The organism is Rhizobium grahamii (assembly GCF_009498215.1).
Taxonomy (GTDB): domain Bacteria; phylum Pseudomonadota; class Alphaproteobacteria; order Rhizobiales; family Rhizobiaceae; genus Rhizobium; species Rhizobium grahamii_A.
The window spans coordinates 912,160-928,192 of sequence record NZ_CP043498.1 but is presented as its reverse complement, the minus strand read 5'-3'; the positions used below and the strand labels follow the sequence as shown (position 1 = coordinate 928,192).

General features: G+C 58.7%; 27 protein-coding genes. 3 read left to right on the top strand and 24 right to left on the bottom strand.

Features of this window, described 5'->3' with window-relative positions:
• Nucleotides 1-236: 236 nt before the first annotated feature.
• Both msrP and msrQ read left to right on the top strand, forming a co-directional pair.
• A complete protein-coding gene (gene msrP, locus FZ934_RS04650) occupies nucleotides 237-1,184 on the top strand; it encodes a protein-methionine-sulfoxide reductase catalytic subunit MsrP (protein ID WP_153270111.1) in 948 nt (315 codons plus the stop codon).
• Nucleotides 1,184-1,834 carry a protein-methionine-sulfoxide reductase heme-binding subunit MsrQ gene (gene msrQ, locus FZ934_RS04645; RefSeq protein WP_153270110.1) on the top strand — a complete coding sequence of 217 codons (651 nt, stop codon included), beginning with the start codon at nucleotides 1,184-1,186 and terminating at the stop codon, nucleotides 1,832-1,834. Before msrP ends, msrQ begins: the two co-directional genes overlap by 1 nt.
• Before the next feature lie 22 nt (nucleotides 1,835-1,856).
• On the opposite strand, the gene FZ934_RS04640 is transcribed toward msrQ, so the two are convergent.
• Nucleotides 1,857-2,261, bottom strand: a complete 405-nt coding sequence (locus FZ934_RS04640) for a DUF2809 domain-containing protein (RefSeq protein WP_153272364.1) — start codon at nucleotides 2,259-2,261, stop codon at nucleotides 1,857-1,859.
• A 120-nt stretch (nucleotides 2,262-2,381) separates the two neighbouring features.
• Between FZ934_RS04640 and FZ934_RS04635 the strand changes: the two genes are divergently transcribed.
• On the top strand, nucleotides 2,382-3,251 hold the full coding sequence (locus FZ934_RS04635; RefSeq protein WP_153270109.1) for a DUF817 domain-containing protein: 870 nt from the start codon (nucleotides 2,382-2,384) through the stop codon (nucleotides 3,249-3,251).
• 86 nt (nucleotides 3,252-3,337) lie between these two features.
• On the opposite strand, the gene rplQ is transcribed toward FZ934_RS04635, so the two are convergent.
• From rplQ to rplB, 23 genes are all read right to left on the bottom strand, one after another.
• Nucleotides 3,338-3,763: a 50S ribosomal protein L17 gene (rplQ, locus tag FZ934_RS04630; protein WP_007531696.1), complete on the bottom strand. Its 426-nt coding sequence runs from the start codon at nucleotides 3,761-3,763 to the stop codon at nucleotides 3,338-3,340.
• A gap of 44 nt (nucleotides 3,764-3,807) precedes the next feature.
• The gene (locus FZ934_RS04625) at nucleotides 3,808-4,818 is read right to left on the bottom strand and encodes a DNA-directed RNA polymerase subunit alpha (protein WP_007787729.1); all 1,011 of its coding nucleotides are present in this window, start codon (nucleotides 4,816-4,818) and stop codon (nucleotides 3,808-3,810) included.
• 100 nt (nucleotides 4,819-4,918) lie between these two features.
• Nucleotides 4,919-5,308 carry a 30S ribosomal protein S11 gene (rpsK, locus tag FZ934_RS04620; RefSeq protein ID WP_003547577.1) on the bottom strand — a complete coding sequence of 130 codons (390 nt, stop codon included), beginning with the start codon at nucleotides 5,306-5,308 and terminating at the stop codon, nucleotides 4,919-4,921.
• A 134-nt stretch (nucleotides 5,309-5,442) separates the two neighbouring features.
• Nucleotides 5,443-5,811: a 30S ribosomal protein S13 gene (rpsM, locus tag FZ934_RS04615; protein WP_153270108.1), complete on the bottom strand. Its 369-nt coding sequence runs from the start codon at nucleotides 5,809-5,811 to the stop codon at nucleotides 5,443-5,445.
• A gap of 224 nt (nucleotides 5,812-6,035) precedes the next feature.
• Nucleotides 6,036-6,686: an adenylate kinase gene (locus tag FZ934_RS04610; protein WP_153270107.1), complete on the bottom strand. Its 651-nt coding sequence runs from the start codon at nucleotides 6,684-6,686 to the stop codon at nucleotides 6,036-6,038.
• The gene (gene secY / locus FZ934_RS04605) at nucleotides 6,683-8,023 is read right to left on the bottom strand and encodes a preprotein translocase subunit SecY (protein ID WP_153270106.1); all 1,341 of its coding nucleotides are present in this window, start codon (nucleotides 8,021-8,023) and stop codon (nucleotides 6,683-6,685) included. The genes FZ934_RS04610 and secY overlap by 4 nt, the downstream gene beginning before the upstream one ends.
• 235 nt (nucleotides 8,024-8,258) lie before the next feature.
• On the bottom strand, nucleotides 8,259-8,732 hold the full coding sequence (gene rplO / locus FZ934_RS04600) for a 50S ribosomal protein L15 (RefSeq protein ID WP_056820360.1): 474 nt from the start codon (nucleotides 8,730-8,732) through the stop codon (nucleotides 8,259-8,261).
• A gap of 15 nt (nucleotides 8,733-8,747) precedes the next feature.
• Nucleotides 8,748-8,957 carry a 50S ribosomal protein L30 gene (gene rpmD / locus FZ934_RS04595; protein WP_016553562.1) on the bottom strand — a complete coding sequence of 70 codons (210 nt, stop codon included), beginning with the start codon at nucleotides 8,955-8,957 and terminating at the stop codon, nucleotides 8,748-8,750.
• Between the two features lie 14 nt (nucleotides 8,958-8,971).
• Nucleotides 8,972-9,541 carry a 30S ribosomal protein S5 gene (rpsE, locus tag FZ934_RS04590; RefSeq protein ID WP_016553561.1) on the bottom strand — a complete coding sequence of 190 codons (570 nt, stop codon included), beginning with the start codon at nucleotides 9,539-9,541 and terminating at the stop codon, nucleotides 8,972-8,974.
• Nucleotides 9,542-9,673: 132 nt separating this feature from the next.
• The gene (gene rplR / locus FZ934_RS04585; protein ID WP_153270105.1) at nucleotides 9,674-10,036 is read right to left on the bottom strand and encodes a 50S ribosomal protein L18; all 363 of its coding nucleotides are present in this window, start codon (nucleotides 10,034-10,036) and stop codon (nucleotides 9,674-9,676) included.
• Between the two features lie 12 nt (nucleotides 10,037-10,048).
• The gene (gene rplF, locus FZ934_RS04580; protein ID WP_153270104.1) at nucleotides 10,049-10,582 is read right to left on the bottom strand and encodes a 50S ribosomal protein L6; all 534 of its coding nucleotides are present in this window, start codon (nucleotides 10,580-10,582) and stop codon (nucleotides 10,049-10,051) included.
• A 42-nt stretch (nucleotides 10,583-10,624) separates the two neighbouring features.
• On the bottom strand, nucleotides 10,625-11,023 hold the full coding sequence (rpsH, locus tag FZ934_RS04575; protein WP_037177374.1) for a 30S ribosomal protein S8: 399 nt from the start codon (nucleotides 11,021-11,023) through the stop codon (nucleotides 10,625-10,627).
• A 12-nt stretch (nucleotides 11,024-11,035) separates the two neighbouring features.
• Nucleotides 11,036-11,341: a 30S ribosomal protein S14 gene (gene rpsN, locus FZ934_RS04570; protein WP_153270103.1), complete on the bottom strand. Its 306-nt coding sequence runs from the start codon at nucleotides 11,339-11,341 to the stop codon at nucleotides 11,036-11,038.
• A 32-nt stretch (nucleotides 11,342-11,373) separates the two neighbouring features.
• The gene (gene rplE, locus FZ934_RS04565; protein ID WP_153270102.1) at nucleotides 11,374-11,931 is read right to left on the bottom strand and encodes a 50S ribosomal protein L5; all 558 of its coding nucleotides are present in this window, start codon (nucleotides 11,929-11,931) and stop codon (nucleotides 11,374-11,376) included.
• The gene (rplX, locus tag FZ934_RS04560) at nucleotides 11,931-12,233 is read right to left on the bottom strand and encodes a 50S ribosomal protein L24 (protein ID WP_153270101.1); all 303 of its coding nucleotides are present in this window, start codon (nucleotides 12,231-12,233) and stop codon (nucleotides 11,931-11,933) included. The genes rplE and rplX overlap by 1 nt, the downstream gene beginning before the upstream one ends.
• A gap of 12 nt (nucleotides 12,234-12,245) precedes the next feature.
• The gene (gene rplN, locus FZ934_RS04555; protein ID WP_007787738.1) at nucleotides 12,246-12,614 is read right to left on the bottom strand and encodes a 50S ribosomal protein L14; all 369 of its coding nucleotides are present in this window, start codon (nucleotides 12,612-12,614) and stop codon (nucleotides 12,246-12,248) included.
• A gap of 260 nt (nucleotides 12,615-12,874) precedes the next feature.
• Nucleotides 12,875-13,114: a 30S ribosomal protein S17 gene (gene rpsQ / locus FZ934_RS04550; RefSeq protein WP_037177362.1), complete on the bottom strand. Its 240-nt coding sequence runs from the start codon at nucleotides 13,112-13,114 to the stop codon at nucleotides 12,875-12,877.
• Nucleotides 13,115-13,118: 4 nt separating this feature from the next.
• Entirely contained in the window at nucleotides 13,119-13,319 is a 201-nt protein-coding gene (gene rpmC, locus FZ934_RS04545) for a 50S ribosomal protein L29 (protein WP_016553554.1), read from the bottom strand.
• A gap of 12 nt (nucleotides 13,320-13,331) precedes the next feature.
• Nucleotides 13,332-13,745 carry a 50S ribosomal protein L16 gene (rplP, locus tag FZ934_RS04540; RefSeq protein WP_003573792.1) on the bottom strand — a complete coding sequence of 138 codons (414 nt, stop codon included), beginning with the start codon at nucleotides 13,743-13,745 and terminating at the stop codon, nucleotides 13,332-13,334.
• A 35-nt stretch (nucleotides 13,746-13,780) separates the two neighbouring features.
• Nucleotides 13,781-14,500, bottom strand: a complete 720-nt coding sequence (gene rpsC / locus FZ934_RS04535; protein ID WP_018857109.1) for a 30S ribosomal protein S3 — start codon at nucleotides 14,498-14,500, stop codon at nucleotides 13,781-13,783.
• Nucleotides 14,500-14,892, bottom strand: coding sequence for a 50S ribosomal protein L22 (rplV, locus tag FZ934_RS04530; RefSeq protein WP_056820379.1), 393 nt, complete (start codon nucleotides 14,890-14,892; stop codon nucleotides 14,500-14,502). Before rplV ends, rpsC begins: the two co-directional genes overlap by 1 nt.
• A 2-nt stretch (nucleotides 14,893-14,894) precedes the next feature.
• Nucleotides 14,895-15,173, bottom strand: coding sequence for a 30S ribosomal protein S19 (gene rpsS, locus FZ934_RS04525; RefSeq protein ID WP_113361790.1), 279 nt, complete (start codon nucleotides 15,171-15,173; stop codon nucleotides 14,895-14,897).
• A gap of 15 nt (nucleotides 15,174-15,188) precedes the next feature.
• Nucleotides 15,189-16,025 (bottom strand): 50S ribosomal protein L2, encoded by an 837-nt coding sequence (gene rplB / locus FZ934_RS04520; RefSeq protein WP_153270100.1) that lies wholly within the window; start codon nucleotides 16,023-16,025, stop codon nucleotides 15,189-15,191.
• Nucleotides 16,026-16,033: the final 8 nt, after the last annotated feature.

Below are 16,033 nucleotides of genomic sequence, written 5' to 3'. Positions count from 1 at the left end.
AATCCAAACGGCCTGAGCTGTCACTACCGGGAAGGCCGAAACCGGTACGCCTGCTTCGCCGGGTGCATCGGTCATATACGATGGCCACCGTCGTTTTGTTACAGACTATTCCATCAAACAGCGTACACAAAAAGTTGGCTTTCCGCAGCCATGCCACTGGGCATAAACAATGATCCAAAGACGCGATTGATGCGTTGAAGGTTTATACCGAGCTGCCAATGCTCAGGAGGTTTCCGATGCCAGCCTATCGCCCACCCAAGATCGCATCTTCGGAGATCACGCCACAGCAGGTCTATCTCAGACGCCGCGAGTTCCTCGGCGCCGCCACGCTGGGCGCTATGGCGCTCTACGGAGCCGGCAAGGCCAGCGCCGCGGCTCTCTCTGTCATCGAGAGCAAATACAAGGTCGATGAGAAGGCGACGTCGCTAAAGGACATCACGACCTACAACAATTTCTACGAATTCGGGCTCGACAAAGGCGACCCCGCCGCGCTCTCGGGAAACTTCAAGCCCCTGCCCTGGACGATCAAGGTCGATGGCATGGTCAACAAGCCGGGCACCTTCGATGTGGAAGCCTTGATGAAGGAATTCCCGATCGAGAACCGCACCTATCGCATGCGCTGTGTCGAAGCGTGGTCGATGGTCATTCCGTGGGACGGCTTTCCGCTTGCCTCCCTGCTCGACAAGGTGGAGCCGCTGGGGAGCGCGAAATACGTCGCCTTCGAGACCGTCGTACGACCGGACGAAATGCCGGGGCAGAAAGGCATCTTCCAATCGCTCGACTGGCCTTATGTCGAAGGTCTGCGGCTCGACGAGGCACGCCATCCACTCACGCTGCTCGCCGTCGGCCTCTACGGCCAGACGCTCCCCAATCAGAATGGTGCGCCGATCCGGCTGGTCGTGCCGTGGAAATACGGCTTCAAGGGTATCAAGTCGATCGTCCGGATCACCCTGACCGACAAGGAGCCGAAGAACACCTGGCAGGTAACCAACTCGCAGGAGTACGGCTTCTACGCCAACGTCAACCCGGAGGTCGATCATCCGCGCTGGAGCCAGGCGAGCGAGCGGCGTATCGGTGAAAGCGGCTTCTTCGGTGCCAGCCGTCATCCAACGTTGCCGTTCAACGGATATGCCGACGAGGTCGCCAGCCTCTACAGCGGCATGGATCTGCGGAAGAATTTCTGATGGCTGGTCTATCGTTCAGCCTGCCGAAACGCTGGCAGTCCGCCTCCATATGGGCGCTTTACGTCGTAGGGCTGCTGCCTGCCGTCTGGACGTTCTATCTCGGCGCCACGGATCAACTCGGTGCCGATCCGGTGAAAACCTTCGAACTGTTCCTCGGCCTCTGGACGATCCGCTTTCTCATCCTGACGCTGGCCGTCTCGCCTGCCCGCGATTTCTTCGGCTGGAACTATCTCCGCTATCGCCGCGCACTCGGGCTGCTGACGTTCTACTACGCGCTGATGCACTTCACGGTCTACATGGTGCTCGACCAGGCGCTCGACCTCTCGGCAGTGCTTGATGACGTGTTGAAACGCCCCTTCATCATGTTCGGGATGGGTGCTCTTGCCCTGCTGGTGCCGCTTGCAGTGACCTCGAACAACTTCTCGATCCGCCGGCTCGGGCCGAATTGGGTGCGGTTGCACCGGCTCGTCTATATCGTGGCGGCGGCCGGCGCCGTGCACTTCGCGCTGTCGACGAAAATCCTCGACCTCGAGCAATATATCTATGTCGGCCTGATCATCCTGTTGATCCTCTATCGTTCCTGGCGACCGATCGCGCGGAGCAGGAAGCGCGGGCAAGGCAGGCAGCGGAGCGCCACAGCGGCGGTTTGATCGCCCGTCGCTATGTGAATGATCACCGCCTGCGCCAAGCTTCAACGAGGCAGGCTGCCGATATGCCTGTCGAATAGGCGACAACGTTCCAGACGGAAAATACGCGCCCCAGGAGCAAAGCTCCGGCCGTGGTCAGACGGAAAGCATCCAGGGCCGGCGTGTGATAGAGGCGTGAGAGTTCGACGGCAACGGCAGCAGCTACCGCGACCAAAGCCGTTAGGTATAGTCGTGTCCGTGGCGCCGCCAGGCGGCATATCAGGTAGACCATGGCTCCCCAAAGCATCGAGCCACCATACTTGACCACGAGAAATGGCAAGCCGATCTCGTACCCGAATCGGCGCAAGACGAGGCCCGCCGCAATCACTGACAGCACGGAAAGAAAATAACGGAGTCTCGGCCGCGCAAAGGAAGAGGCAGCGGCGTGTATAGCGCCTTCGGTCACAATCTTAACGATTTCCTCGATACTAGCTGCGGTGGCGTCTTCGAAGCGCCGCGCCGTGGCTACCGGCCGCGTCGCGAATGCATCTCCTGCTCTATTGGCGGCCCAATGTCAAAAACTGCTGTGCTTCAAAACCTCCTGCCCTCGCTAGACAGACATCTGATTGACAGGCCGGCGGCTGATCGACTGGGGGGCCTCAAGCGGTTTCTGGTCGAGTTTCTCTATTTCGGCATCAAGGAAGCGCGCGCCTGCCTCTTTGCCGGATTGTTCTTTCTCGCCGTCTTCGCCGTGCCGCGGGCAGGACTGGCCGGAATTCCCCGCTATGATCTCCTGCTATTGATCGCAATCGTCATCCAGGCCGTAATGGTTTGGACGAAGCTCGAGACCATCGACGAGCTGAAGGCGATCTCGCTGTTTCACCTCGTCGGCTTCGCACTCGAGGTTTTCAAGACCTCGGGCAGCGTCCCGTCCTGGTCCTATCCCGATTTCGCCTACAGCAAGATCTTTGGTGTGCCGCTTTTCTCCGGGTTCATGTACGCGGCGGTCGGGAGCTATATCGTCCAGGCCTGGCGGCTCTTCGACCTGCGAATCAAGCACCATCCTCCCTATTGGATGGCCGCCCTGACGGCGCTGGCGATCTACGCCAATTTCTTCACCCACCACTATATCGGCGACTACCGCTGGTACATCGCGGCATGCACTCTCGGCCTTTATGCCAGAACAACAGTCGTGTTTCGGCCCTATGACCGCGACCGGAAGATGCCGCTGCTCTTTGCCTTCGTCCTGATCGGCTTCTTCATCTGGCTCGCAGAGAATATCAGCACCTTCCTCGGCATATGGCAGTATCCCAACCAGGTCGGCGCGTGGTCGATCGTTCATCTCGGCAAATGGAGTTCCTGGTGCCTTCTCGTCATCATGACGTTCACGATCGTTGCCAACCTGAAGCACATCAAGCATTGCATCCACGTACCCGATTGAACCACGCAGCAACTCAGGCAGATGCACAAACGAAAACAGCCGGGCTTTTCAGCCCGGCTGTTTTGCTTCCGGCGAACCGGAAAGGACTAAGCGGCTTCAGCAGCGGCTGCTTCAGCTTCAACGCGAGCCTTGTCGGCTGCGCCCTTGGCATAGGTGTCGCGGTCAACGAATTCGATGACTGCGAGAGCAGCGTTGTCGCCCTGGCGGAAGCCAGCCTTCATGATACGCAGGTAGCCGCCGTTGCGGGTTGCGTAGCGCGAAGCGATCGTGTCGAAGAGCTTCGAAACGACAGCGGCGTCGCGGATCTGCGAGATCGCCTGACGACGAGCGTGCAGGTCGCCGCGCTTGCCGAGTGTTACGAGCTTTTCAACGATCGGACGGATTTCCTTTGCCTTCGGCAGGGTCGTCACAATCTGCTCATGGGTGATGAGCGAAGCCGCCATGTTGGCAAACATTGCCTTGCGGTGGCTAGCGGTTCTATTCAGCTTGCGGCCGGCTTTACCGTGGCGCATTGCTATTCTCCTTCACTTGCAGGCATCCGCCTGCCGTTTGAATGTTAGTACTGGTCTTCGTAACGCTTGGCGAGATCTTCGATGTTCTCGGGCGGCCATGCCGGCACTTCCATGCCGAGGTGCAGGCCCATGGAAGCGAGAACTTCCTTGATTTCGTTCAGCGACTTGCGACCAAAATTCGGTGTGCGGAGCATTTCTGCTTCGGTCTTCTGAATGAGGTCGCCGATGTAGACGATATTGTCGTTCTTCAGGCAGTTTGCCGAGCGAACAGACAGTTCGAGTTCGTCCACCTTCTTGAGGAGCGCCGGATTGAAAGCGAGTTCGGTGACTGCTTCCTCTTCGGTTTCCTTCTGCGGCTCGTCGAAGTTGACGAACACGCCAAGCTGATCCTGCAGGATGCGAGCCGCGAAAGCGACGGCATCTTCGCCGGAGATCGAACCATCGGTTTCGATGGTCATGTTCAGCTTGTCGTAGTCGAGAACCTGTCCTTCACGGGTATTTTCTACCTTGTAGGACACCTTCTTGACCGGCGAATAGAGACTGTCGACCGGAATGAGACCGATCGGAGCATCTTCCGCACGATTGCGATCGGCCGGAACATAGCCCTTGCCGTTGTTGACCGTGAATTCCATACGGATTTCGGCGCCCTCGTCGAGCGTGCAGATCACATGCTCGGGGTTGAGGATTTCGATGTCGCCGACCGTCTGGATGTCGCCAGCCGTTACAACGCCCGGGCCCTGCTTACGCACGACCATGCGCTTTGCGTCATCGCCATCCATCTTGATGGCGATTTCCTTGATGTTGAGGACGATGTCCGTAACGTCTTCGCGGACGCCCGGGATCGACGAGAATTCATGCAGCACGCCATCGATCTGCACGGCCGTCACTGCGGCACCGCGCAGCGAGGACAGCAGAACGCGGCGAAGCGCGTTGCCGAGGGTGAGGCCGAAACCGCGCTCCAGCGGCTCTGCTACGAGCGTCGCCTTGGTGCGCGAGCTCGAAGAGAACTCGACCTTGTTCGGCTTGATCAATTCCTGCCAGTTTTTCTGAATCATATTTTTGCCTTCCGTTCGTTGCCACCATCCAATCGTGACAACCGAGCTTGAGAAGCACCGGGAGCGAAGATCCGCTCACCGGTGTTGTGAATGGCGATGATCAGACGCGGCGCTTCTTGCGCGGGCGGCAGCCATTGTGCGGGATCGGCGTCACGTCGCGGATGGACGTGATCATGAAACCAGCAGCCTGGAGCGCGCGCAGAGCGGACTCACGACCCGAACCCGGACCGCAAACTTCGACTTCCAGCGACTTCATGCCATGTTCCTGAGCCTTCTTGGCGCAGTCTTCGGCAGCGATCTGAGCAGCGAACGGGGTCGACTTGCGCGAGCCCTTGAAGCCCTTGGCGCCAGCAGACGACCAGGCAATAGCATTGCCCTGCGCGTCGGTGATCGTGATCATCGTGTTGTTGAAGGTCGAGTTGACGTGGGCAACGCCCGACGAAATGTTTTTACGTTCGCGACGGCGAACGCGTACGGCTTCCTTGGCCATTTGTATCCCTTTCTTGGATCTCTGCACCGCCGTAATACCAGCGGCTACACCGGAACGAGACCTCGCGGCCCTGCCCCAAACTCAAAAGAGGCCGGCGCAGACCGCCAGCCCCCTCACCTCCGGTTTCCCGGAAATTACTTCTTCTTACCAGCGATAGCCTTTGCCGGGCCCTTGCGGGTACGAGCATTGGTGTGCGTGCGCTGACCACGGACCGGAAGGCCGCGGCGATGACGCAGGCCGCGGTAGCAGCCGAGGTCCATCAGACGCTTGATGTTCATCGAGGTCTCGCGACGCAGGTCACCTTCGACCTGGTAATCGCGGTCGATGGTTTCGCGGATCTGGAGGATCTCGGAGTCCGTCAACTGATGGACGCGCTTGTCAGCCGGAAGACCGACCTTCTCCATGATTTCCTGAGCGAATTTCGAACCGATCCCGTGGATATACGTCAGCGCGATTACAACGCGCTTTGCAGTCGGGATGTTGACGCCAGCGATACGTGCCACGCCTATTCTCCTTGCGTTCCAGTTGCCATCCGGCAAGTGGTGTCTCGTTACACGACCCAGAGAGGTCGCAATTACAATTCAGGTTCTCAACAAGTCAAAACGATCGAACCCGGAATTCCCTTGGGAAGTCCGCGCCGATCGCATGAGATATCGCGAGTTGGCGCGGTGTTTAGCGGAATCAGCGCTTAAAAGCAACCGCTTCCGCCAAGTTTATTTCCAAAGCCCTAAAGCTTCGAAAGAATGGCTTCGATCTCGTTCGTGACGTGATCGATGTCCGCCATGCCGTCCACCGACTTCAACTTGCTCTTGGCATAGTAGTAGCCGATCAGCGGCGAGGTTTCCTTATAGTATGCCTGGAGGCGCGTGACGACCGTTTCGCGGTTGTCATCCGGGCGGCGCTTGAAGTGAGTCGAACCGCAGCGATCACAGACACCGTCGACCTTCGGCTTCACGTTGGTGTCGTGATAGCCGGCGCCGCAGTTGGCGCAGGTGTAGCGACCGGATACGCGATCGGCCAGGATCTTGTCGTCGACCTGGATCTCGATCACGGTCGAGAGCTCCAGCCCCTTGCCCTTCAGCATGCTTTCCGTCGCGTCGGCCTGAACCAGCGTGCGAGGATAGCCGTCAAGGATAAAGCCCTTGGCGCAGTCGGGAGCATCGAGACGCTCAGAAACGATGGCATTGACGATCTCATCCGAGACAAGCTTGCCGGCGTCCATGACGGCCTTCGCGCGCTTGCCTACTTCCGTGCCTGCCGCAACGGCTGCGCGGAGCATGTCGCCCGTGGAGAGTTGCGGAATTCCGTACTTCTCCACGATCCGCTGAGCCTGGGTCCCCTTACCCGCGCCCGGCGGCCCTAACAGTATGAGTCTCATCGCCCCCTCTTTCCTCCACGCAACTTCGATTTCTTGATCAGGCCTTCGTATTGCTGTGCGATCAGGTGACCCTGGATCTGTGCCACCGTGTCGAGCGTTACGCTAACCACGATCAGGAGCGACGTGCCACCGAGGGACAGCGGAATGCCCGTTTGCGACACCAGAATTTCCGGCAGAATGCACACGAAGACGAGGTAGATCGCGCCGATGACCGTAATGCGGGTCAGCACGTAATCGATGTACTCGGCGGTCCGCTCACCCGGACGGATCCCGGGAATGAAGCCGCCATGCTTCTTCAGATTGTCGGCCGTGTCCTTCGGATTGAAGACGATGGCCGTGTAGAAGAAGGCGAAGAAGGCGATCAGCAGACCGTAGAGCAGCATGTAGAGCGGCTGGCCGTGGCCAAGGGCTGCAACGATCGATGTCGCCCAGGACGGAAGAGCCGTGGTGTTTGCGAAGCCTGCAATCGTCGCCGGCAGCAGAAGCAGCGAGGACGAGAAGATCGCGGGAATGACGCCCGAGGTGTTGAGCTTGAGCGGCAGATGCGAGGTGTCGCCCTGGAACATGCGATTGCCGACCTGACGCTTCGGATACTGGATCAGAAGGCGGCGCTGCGCGCGCTCGACGAAGACGATGATGGCGATAACCGCAATCGCGATGAGGATGACGGCAAGAATCAGCGTCGTCGACAGAGCGCCGGTGCGGCCAAGTTCCAGCGTACCTGCAAGCGCCTGCGGAAGGCCGGCGGCAATACCTGCGAAAATGATCAGCGAAATACCGTTGCCGATACCGCGCGAGGTGATCTGCTCGCCGAGCCACATCAGGAACATCGTGCCGCCGAGCAGCGTGATGACGGTAGAGATTCGGAAGAAGATACCCGGATCGACAACGAGACCGTTGCCGCTCTCAAGGCCAACGGAGATGCCGTAGGCCTGCAGGGCGCCGAGAAGAACGGTGCCGTAGCGGGTGTACTGGTTGATGATCTTGCGGCCCTGCTCGCCTTCCTTCTTCAGGTTCTCGAGCGCCGGGACGACAGAGGTCATCAGCTGCACGATGATCGAAGCGGAAATGTAGGGCATGATGCCGAGCGCGAAGATCGCCATGCGCTGTACAGCGCCGCCCGAGAACATGTTGAAAAGGCCGAGAATGCCGCCAGCCTGGCCGCGGAAGGCCTGAGCGTAAGCTTCTGGATTGAGGCCTGGAAGCGGAATATGCGTACCCAGCCGGTACACGAGGAGAGCTGCCAGTGTGAACCACAGGCGCTTCTTAAGATCCTCGGCTTTGGCGAAGGTCGAGAAATTGAGGTTGGAAGCCAACTGTTCCGCTGCAGACGCCATGCGATTCTCCGCGCTACCAATTTCGGGGTTCCCGCCTGGGGCTCATCCCGGAATCGGCATTTCTGAATTATTCAAAAGCGGGCTTCGGACGGATTGCGGGCGCAACCTATGCCTCACCCTGTGTTTAGTCGTACCGTCCATGACGCACGTGCGTCCAGCCGGTTTTTGTGAGGCTCACATATGGGAGCAAAATCGCCCGGTGTGAAGCACCCCGGGCGACTTATCATAGATTAAATTACTCTGCAGCTGCGGCAGAAAGAAGCGTGACGGAACCGCCAGCCTTTTCGATCTTTTCGACAGCAGGCTTGGAAGCGCCGGCTACTTCGAACTTGACCTTTGCCTTCAGCTCGCCGTCGGCGAGAACGCGAACGCCGTCCTTGACGCGACGGATAACGCCGGCAGCCTTGAGAGCTGCTGCATCAACCGTGGACTTGGCGTCGAGCTTGCCAGCGTCGATCGCAGCCTGAACACGCTCCAGCGACACGACGACGAAGTCGGCCTTGAAGATGTTGTTGAAGCCGCGCTTCGGCAGGCGACGGTAGATTGGCATCTGACCGCCTTCGAAACCGTTGATGGCGACGCCTGAACGGGACTTCTGACCCTTCACACCGCGACCACCGGTCTTGCCCTTGCCCGAACCGATACCGCGGCCGAGGCGCTTGCGGCTGTGGGTCGAACCTTCGTTGTCTTTGATTTCATTGAGTTTCATAGCGAATCTCCCGGCTTACTTCTCGTCGACGATGCGAACGAGATGCTGGACGGCACGGATCATGCCACGAACGGAAGGCGTATCTTCCAGAGTGCGGCGACGGTGCATCTTGTTGAGTCCGAGGCCGATCAGCGTGCGCTGCTGGACATCAGGACGGCGAATCGGGCTGCCGATCTGTTCGACAGTAACCGTCTTCGCTTCAGTCTTCTTGGTAGCCTTAGCCATCTGTCAGACTCCTCTTATTCTTCAGAGGCGTTGCCGGAAGCGGCACGGCGAGCCTGAAGCGTTGCATACTTGATGCCGCGCTGTGCTGCGATGTCCTTCGGGTGAACCTGGTGCTTCAGAGCGTCGAAGGTAGCACGAACCATGTTGTATGGGTTCGAGGAACCGGTCGACTTGGCGACAACGTCGTGAACGCCGAGCGTTTCGAAAACGGCGCGCATCGGACCACCGGCGATGATACCGGTACCGACCTTGGCCGAACGAAGCAGGACCTTGCCGGCGCCATGGCGGCCATGAACGTCGTGATGCAGCGTACGACCGTCACGCAGCGGTACGAAGATCAGTTCGCGCTTAGCAGCTTCAGTCGCCTTGCGGATTGCTTCCGGCACTTCGCGTGCCTTGCCGTGACCAAAGCCAACGCGGCCCTTCTGGTCGCCGACGACGACGAGAGCGGCGAAACCGAAACGACGGCCGCCCTTAACAACCTTGGCGACGCGGTTGATCGCGACCAGCTTGTCGACGAATTCGCTATCGCGTTCTTCGCGGTTCTGGCGATCGTCGCGAGAACCTCTTCTTTCCTGTGCCATTGTCCTTTTCCTTTTTCTTTTGCGGGTGGAACGGCAGACAAAACGAGGACCGCATCAGCCTCCCCTATCGAGGAGCGTTTGCGGTCCGGTGAAAATCCGGCCGGACGCTCTAAGCTCCGGCCGGAAATCTAATTAGAAGGTCAGACCGCCTTCGCGGGCTGCGTCTGCCAGGGCCTTGATGCGGCCGTGGTAGATGAAGGCGCCGCGGTCGAATACGACCTCGTTGACGCCTGCCTTCTTTGCGCGCTCTGCAACGAGCTTGCCGACGAGGGCAGCCGCTGCGGTGTCAGCACCGGTCTTCAGAGAACCGCGCAGATCCTTGTCGAGAGTCGAGGCGGACGCGAGCGTCTTGCCGGCAACATCGTCAATGACCTGAACATAGATGTTCTTCGAGGAGCGATGAACCGACAGGCGCGGACGGCCATTGGCCACCGACTTGAGATGACGGCGCACGCGGTTGGCACGACGTGCAAGTGCTTCTTTCCTGCTAGCCATTTCGCGTGATCCTTACTTCTTCTTGCCTTCTTTGCGGACAATCCGCTCTTCGGCATACTTGACGCCCTTGCCCTTGTAAGGCTCAGGACCGCGGTATTCGCGGATTTCGGCGGCAACCTGGCCGACCTGCTGCTTGTTGATGCCGGAAACGATGATTTCCGTCGGCTTCGGCACAGCAATCGTGATGCCCTGCGGTGTCTCATAGACAACGTCATGGCTGAAGCCGAGCGCCAGCTGCAGGTTCTTGCCCTGCAGCGATGCACGGTAACCGACGCCGTTGATTTCGAGCTTGCGCTCAAAGCCGTCCTTGACGCCCTTGAAGATGTTCTCGATCATCGTGCGGGACATGCCCCACTTCGAACGAGCATCCTTGGACTGCGTGAGCGGCGTGACCACAACCGCGTTATTTTCGAGCTTAACGCCGACTTCGTCGTTTGCGACGAAGAACAGCTCGCCCTTCGGGCCCTTTGCAGTAACCTTCTGGCCTTCGACCGTAGCCGTAATCCCAGCAGGTACCTGAACGGGCTTCTTACCGATACGAGACATTTTTATATCCTGTCTGTTCGCTATGGAGATCGATGCTCGGTATTAGAATACCGAGCAAAGAACCTCGCCCCCAACGTTCTGTTCGCGAGCCTGGTGATCGGCCATCACACCCTTCGGAGTCGAAAGGATGGTGATGCCGAGGCCGTTCGCGACCTGCGGAATGGACTTGACCGAGACATAAACCCGGCGGCCCGGCTTGGACACACGGCCGATTTCACGGATCACCGATGCGCCTTCGTAGTACTTCAGCTCGATGCTGAGTTCAGACTTGCCATTGCCGAAATCGACAAGGGAGTAGCCACGGATGTAGCCTTCAGCCTGAAGAACATCGAGAACACGTGCACGGAGCTTCGAAGCAGGCGTCGAGACCGACGACTTGCGGCGGGAAGCGCCGTTACGGATGCGAGTGAGCATATCGCCCAACGGATCAGTCATTGTCATCTAACCTGCTCCTTACCAGCTCGACTTGACGATGCCCGGCACCTTGCCGAGATTGCCGAGTTCACGCAGCGCGATACGCGACATGCGCAGTTTGCGGTAGTATGCGCGCGGACGGCCCGATACTTCACAACGGTTGCGAATACGGGTCTTCGATCCATCGCGCGGCAGGGATGCCAGCTTGATCGAGGCCTTGAACCGCTCTTCGATCGGAAGAGCCTGGTTCATGATGATCGCCTTCAGCTCAGCCCGCTTGGCGGCCTGGTTAGCGACCGTAATACGGCGGCGCTTGTTCTTTTCAACTGCGCTTGTCTTCGCCATGTGTGGTTCCTTTTCTACGCTCGTCGTTACGGTTACTGACGGAACGGGAAGTTGAACTCTGTCAGCAGAGCCCGCGCTTCGTCGTCCTTCGTTGCCGTCGTGCAAACGATGATGTCCATGCCCCACATCTGATCAACCTTATCGTAGTTGATCTCAGGGAACACAATGTGCTCCTTGATGCCCATGGCGAAGTTGCCACGGCCGTCAAAGCTCTTCGGGTTCAGGCCGCGGAAGTCGCGAACGCGCGGAAGCGCGATGTTGATCAGACGGTCCAGGAACTCGTACATGCGAGCGCCGCGCAGGGTAACCTTTGCGCCGATCGGCATATCTTCGCGGACCTTGAAGCCAGCGATAGAGTTGCGTGCACGGGTGATGACCGGCTTCTGACCAGCGATAGCGGCCAGGTCAGCTGCAGCAACAGTCGGCTTCTTCGAATCAGCCGTTGCTTCACCAACACCCATGTTTATTACGATCTTGTCGAGCTTCGGAATCTGCATCTCGTTGGCGAAGGAGAACTTCTCCTGCATCGCCGCACGAATGCGCTCGACATATTCCTTCTTGAGCCGCGGCTCGTACTTTGCCTCAGCCATCAGATCACCTCACCGGAACGCTTGGCCACACGGACCTTCTTGCCGTCAACAACCGCGAAACCGACGCGGGTCGGCTTGCCGTCCTTGTCGACGATTGCAACGTTAGAAAGGTGAACAGCGGCTTCCTTCGTGATGATGCCGGCTTCCTGGTTCTGCGTCTGGCGCTGGTGGCGCTTTACGACGTTGATACCACGAACAACGGCACGATCTTCCTTAGGCAGAACCTGAAGGACTTCGCCAGTGCGGCCCTTGTCCTTGCCTGCGAGCATGACGACCTTGTCGCCCTTACGAATCTTTTGCATCGTTCGCGCTCCTTACAGTACTTCGGGAGCGAGCGAGATGATCTTCATGTGGTTCTTGGCGCGAAGTTCGCGCGGAACCGGTCCGAAGATACGGGTGCCGATCGGCTCTTTTTTGTTGTCGATGAGGACTGCTGCATTGGTGTCGAAGCGGATGATGGAACCATCAACGCGACGGATTTCCTTGGCGGTGCGAACAACAACCGCCTTCATCACGTCACCCTTCTTCACGCGGCCGCGCGGAATAGCTTCCTTGATCGAAACGACGATAACGTCGCCGATCCCGGCATACTTGCGCTTAGAACCGCCCAGCACCTTGATGCACATGACACGACGTGCGCCGGAATTATCCGCCACGTCGAGGTTTGTTTGCATCTGAATCATATCAGGTCGCCTTTTTGGTTTACCGGAATGGTTGGGCTCAGAGCCCCCTTCCCCGGCTTATGAAAATTGTCAGCCGGCCGCTTGCCACGAGAGCAGGCGAAAACACGGCATAGCTTGAATAGCGCGGGATCGATCGTGCCAGGGTGGTTTCCCAACGGGACCTTCCGTGCGCTCAAAGCAAAAGAACGCTCGACGAACGAGCGTTCTGACGCTGCTTCATACAGATATTTCCGCGAGACGCAAGGCCTCGCGCAAAAATCTTACTTGGCCTGGGCGGCTACAACCGTCCAACGCTTGTCCTTGGAGATCGGCGCGCATTCCTCGATGGATACGGTATCGCCGATCTTGTACTGATTGTTTTCGTCGTGGGCCTTGTACTTCTTGGAACGACGAACGGTCTTCTGCATCAGCGGATGAGCGAAACGACGCTCAACGCGGACAACTACAGTCTTCTCGTTCTTGTCGCCAACGACGACGCCCTGCAGGATGCGCTTCGGCATATTCTTAGGCCTTTGCTTCTGCCGCCTTCTGGCGGGCAATGGTTTTCACGCGGGCGATGTCCTTGCGAACTTCATTGACGCGGGAGGACTTTTCGAGCTGACCGGTGGCCTTCTGGAAGCGCAGGTTGAACTGCTCCTTCTTCAGGTCGGCAAGCTTGTCCTTGAGCTGATCGGCCGTCAGGCCGCGAACTTCTTCGGCTTTCATGTGCCTTGCTCCTTACTCTGCAATGCGCTGTACGAAGCGCGTCTTGACCGAGAGCTTGGCAGAGCCGAGGCGAAGCGCTTCGCGAGCGATTTCTTCGCTGACGCCGTCGATCTCGAACATCATGCGGCCTGGCTTGACCTTGCATGCCCAATATTCAACAGAGCCCTTACCCTTACCCATACGGACTTCGGTCGGCTTAGCGGTTACCGGAACATCCGGGAACACGCGGATCCACACGCGGCCAGCACGCTTCATGTAACGCGTGATCGCGCGGCGGGCCGCTTCGATCTCGCGTGCATTCACGCGGTTTGGCTCCTGAGCCTTAAGGCCGAATTCACCAAATGCGAGGTCGGAACCTCCCTTGGCGACGCCCTTGATGCGGCCCTTGAATTGCTTGCGGTACTTAGTACGCTTTGGCTGCAACATTTCTTATTCTCCGAACTTATGTGCCACCAACGCTATCAAGCGTTGTCGCGGCGACGATCGCGGTCACGGCTAGCCGGACCCTGAGCATCACCCTCGAGTGCGCGGCGCTCGGAGGCCATCGGATCGTGCTCAAGGATTTCGCCCTTGAAGATCCAAACCTTGATGCCGCAGATACCGAAAGCGGTTTCCGCTTCGGCTGTGCCGTAGTCAATGTCAGCGCGCAGCGTGTGCAGCGGAACGCGACCTTCGCGGTACCATTCCGTACGAGCGATTTCAGCACCACCGAGACGGCCTGCGCAGGTGATCTTGATGCCTTCGGCGCCAAGACGCATTGCAGACTGAACGGCGCGCTTCATGGCGCGACGGAAAGCAACACGACGCTCGAGCTGCTGAGCGATCGACTGTGCGACGAGCGTAGCGTCGACTTCCGGCTTACGAACTTCAACGATGTTGAGGTGCGTTTCGGAATTCGTCATGTCCGACAGCTTCTTGCGGAGCTTGTCGATGTCTGCGCCCTTCTTGCCGATGATGAGGCCCGGACGAGCCGAGTGGATCGTGACGCGGCACTTCTTGTGCGGACGCTCGATGACCACCTTGGCGATACCGGCCTGCTTCAGTTCGCTCATGACGAACTTGCGCATCTTCAGGTCTTCGTGCAGCAGCTGACCGTACTCGGCGTTGTCCGCGAACCAGCGGCTATCCCAGGTACGGTTGATGCCAAGACGGAAACCAATTGGATTGATTTTCTGACCCATTATGCGGCCTCCTCGGTGGCAGCTTGAACTTCGCGAACGACGATCGTCAGGTGCGCAAAGGGCTTTTCAATGCGCGACGCACGACCACGGCCACGAGCGTGGAAACGCTTCATGACGATCGACTTGCCGACGTAGGCTTCAGCCACGACCAGCGAGTCAACGTCGAGATCATGGTTGTTCTCGGCGTTTGCGATTGCAGATTCAAGCGTCTTCTTGACAGCACCGGCGATCCGCTTGCGGGAGAATTCCAGCTCAGCGAGTGCACGTTCGACCTTCTTGCCGCGGATAGCCGCAGCAACCAGGTTGAGCTTCTGTGGGCTGACGCGGAGCGTACGGGCGACTGCTTGCGCCTCGTTGTCCTTCAGCCGGCGTTCGGCTTTTGCCTTGCCCATGATTACTTCCTCTTTGCCTTCTTGTCCGCACCGTGACCGTAGTAGGTCCGGCTCGGAGAGAATTCACCGAACTTGTGACCGACCATGTCTTCATTGACGCTGACCGGAACATGCTTGCTGCCGTTGTAGACGCCGAACGTCAGGCCGACGAACTGCGGCAGGATCGTGGAGCGACGGCTCCAGATCTTGATTACTTCTGCACGTCCGCCTTCACGAACCTTCTCAGCCTTCTTGAGAAGATAGCCGTCAACGAACGGACCTTTCCATACTGAACGAGCCATTGGAGACTTCCTCTCTTACTTCTTACGCTGGTGACGCGAGCGCATGATCATCTTGTCGGTCGACTTGTTCGACCGCGTGCGCTTGCCCTTGGTCGGCTTGCCCCACGGAGTAACCGGATGACGGCCACCCGAGGTACGACCTTCACCACCGCCGTGCGGGTGATCGACCGGGTTCATGACAACGCCGCGGTTATGCGGACGCTTGCCGCGCCACACCGTACGACCGGCCTTGCCGTCGTTGATGTTGGCATGGTCAGGGTTCGAAACCGCACCGATCGAAGCAAGGCAGGAGCCAGGCACGAGGCGCTGTTCGCCCGAGTTCAGACGAAGGATCGCCAGACCCGCGTCGCGGCCTACGAGCTGTGCGTAGGAACCAGCGGAGCGAGCGATCTGACCGCCCTTGCCCGGCTTCATTTCCACGTTGTGGATGATGGAGCCAACCGGGATGTACTGCAGCGGCATGGTGTTGCCGGGCTTTACGTCGACAGCCTTTTCCGAAGCGATGACCTTGTCGCCGGCAGCGATACGCTGCGGAGCGATGATGTAGGCCTGTTCGCCGTCGGCGTAAGAGACGAGCGCGATGAACGCCGTACGGTTCGGGTCGTATTCGATACGCTCGACCGTGCCCTCGACGTCGAACTTGCGACGCTTGAAGTCAACCAGACGATACGTACGCTTGTGACCACCGCCGATGAAGCGAGCCGTGATGCGGCCGAGGTTGTTACGACCACCGCTCTTCGACAGACCTTCCGTCAGCGCCTTGACCGGCTTGCCCTTGTAGAGCGCGGAACGGTCGACGATGACCAGCTGACGCTGGCTCGGGGTTGTAGGATTGAATGTTTTCAATGCCATTTTTTTAT

What these genes read in the sequence shown, in the direction of transcription:
- FZ934_RS04635 (WP_153270109.1), top strand. Translation starts at nt 2,382, where the DNA reads ATGTCAAAAACTGCTGTGCTTCAAAACCTCCTGCCCTCGCTAGACAGA.
- rplX (WP_153270101.1), bottom strand. Translation starts at nt 12,233, where the DNA reads ATGCAAAAGATTCGTAAGGGCGACAAGGTCGTCATGCTCGCAGGCAAG.
- rplE (WP_153270102.1), bottom strand. Translation starts at nt 11,931, where the DNA reads ATGGCTGAGGCAAAGTACGAGCCGCGGCTCAAGAAGGAATATGTCGAG.
- rplP (WP_003573792.1), bottom strand. Translation starts at nt 13,745, where the DNA reads ATGTTGCAGCCAAAGCGTACTAAGTACCGCAAGCAATTCAAGGGCCGC.
- rpsS (WP_113361790.1), bottom strand. Translation starts at nt 15,173, where the DNA reads ATGGCTCGTTCAGTATGGAAAGGTCCGTTCGTTGACGGCTATCTTCTC.
- rpsN (WP_153270103.1), bottom strand. Translation starts at nt 11,341, where the DNA reads ATGGCGAAGACAAGCGCAGTTGAAAAGAACAAGCGCCGCCGTATTACG.
- msrQ (WP_153270110.1), top strand. Translation starts at nt 1,184, where the DNA reads ATGGCTGGTCTATCGTTCAGCCTGCCGAAACGCTGGCAGTCCGCCTCC.
- rplV (WP_056820379.1), bottom strand. Translation starts at nt 14,892, where the DNA reads ATGGGCAAGGCAAAAGCCGAACGCCGGCTGAAGGACAACGAGGCGCAA.
- rpsK (WP_003547577.1), bottom strand. Translation starts at nt 5,308, where the DNA reads ATGGCCAAGGAAGCCGTACGCGTTCGCCGTCGCGAACGTAAAAACATT.
- rplO (WP_056820360.1), bottom strand. Translation starts at nt 8,732, where the DNA reads ATGAAACTCAATGAAATCAAAGACAACGAAGGTTCGACCCACAGCCGC.
- rplB (WP_153270100.1), bottom strand. Translation starts at nt 16,025, where the DNA reads ATGGCATTGAAAACATTCAATCCTACAACCCCGAGCCAGCGTCAGCTG.
- rpmC (WP_016553554.1), bottom strand. Translation starts at nt 13,319, where the DNA reads ATGAAAGCCGAAGAAGTTCGCGGCCTGACGGCCGATCAGCTCAAGGAC.
- msrP (WP_153270111.1), top strand. Translation starts at nt 237, where the DNA reads ATGCCAGCCTATCGCCCACCCAAGATCGCATCTTCGGAGATCACGCCA.
- rpmD (WP_016553562.1), bottom strand. Translation starts at nt 8,957, where the DNA reads ATGGCTAAGGCTACCAAGAAGACTGAAGCGAAGACGGTTACTGTCGAA.
- rplF (WP_153270104.1), bottom strand. Translation starts at nt 10,582, where the DNA reads ATGTCTCGTATCGGTAAGAAGCCCGTTCAGGTACCTGCTGGGATTACG.
- rpsQ (WP_037177362.1), bottom strand. Translation starts at nt 13,114, where the DNA reads ATGCCGAAGCGCATCCTGCAGGGCGTCGTCGTTGGCGACAAGAACGAG.
- rplR (WP_153270105.1), bottom strand. Translation starts at nt 10,036, where the DNA reads ATGGCTAGCAGGAAAGAAGCACTTGCACGTCGTGCCAACCGCGTGCGC.
- FZ934_RS04610 (WP_153270107.1), bottom strand. Translation starts at nt 6,686, where the DNA reads ATGAGACTCATACTGTTAGGGCCGCCGGGCGCGGGTAAGGGGACCCAG.
- rplQ (WP_007531696.1), bottom strand. Translation starts at nt 3,763, where the DNA reads ATGCGCCACGGTAAAGCCGGCCGCAAGCTGAATAGAACCGCTAGCCAC.
- rpsE (WP_016553561.1), bottom strand. Translation starts at nt 9,541, where the DNA reads ATGGCACAGGAAAGAAGAGGTTCTCGCGACGATCGCCAGAACCGCGAA.
- FZ934_RS04625 (WP_007787729.1), bottom strand. Translation starts at nt 4,818, where the DNA reads ATGATTCAGAAAAACTGGCAGGAATTGATCAAGCCGAACAAGGTCGAG.
- rplN (WP_007787738.1), bottom strand. Translation starts at nt 12,614, where the DNA reads ATGATTCAGATGCAAACAAACCTCGACGTGGCGGATAATTCCGGCGCA.
- secY (WP_153270106.1), bottom strand. Translation starts at nt 8,023, where the DNA reads ATGGCGTCTGCAGCGGAACAGTTGGCTTCCAACCTCAATTTCTCGACC.
- rpsC (WP_018857109.1), bottom strand. Translation starts at nt 14,500, where the DNA reads ATGGGTCAGAAAATCAATCCAATTGGTTTCCGTCTTGGCATCAACCGT.
- rpsH (WP_037177374.1), bottom strand. Translation starts at nt 11,023, where the DNA reads ATGACAATGACTGATCCGTTGGGCGATATGCTCACTCGCATCCGTAAC.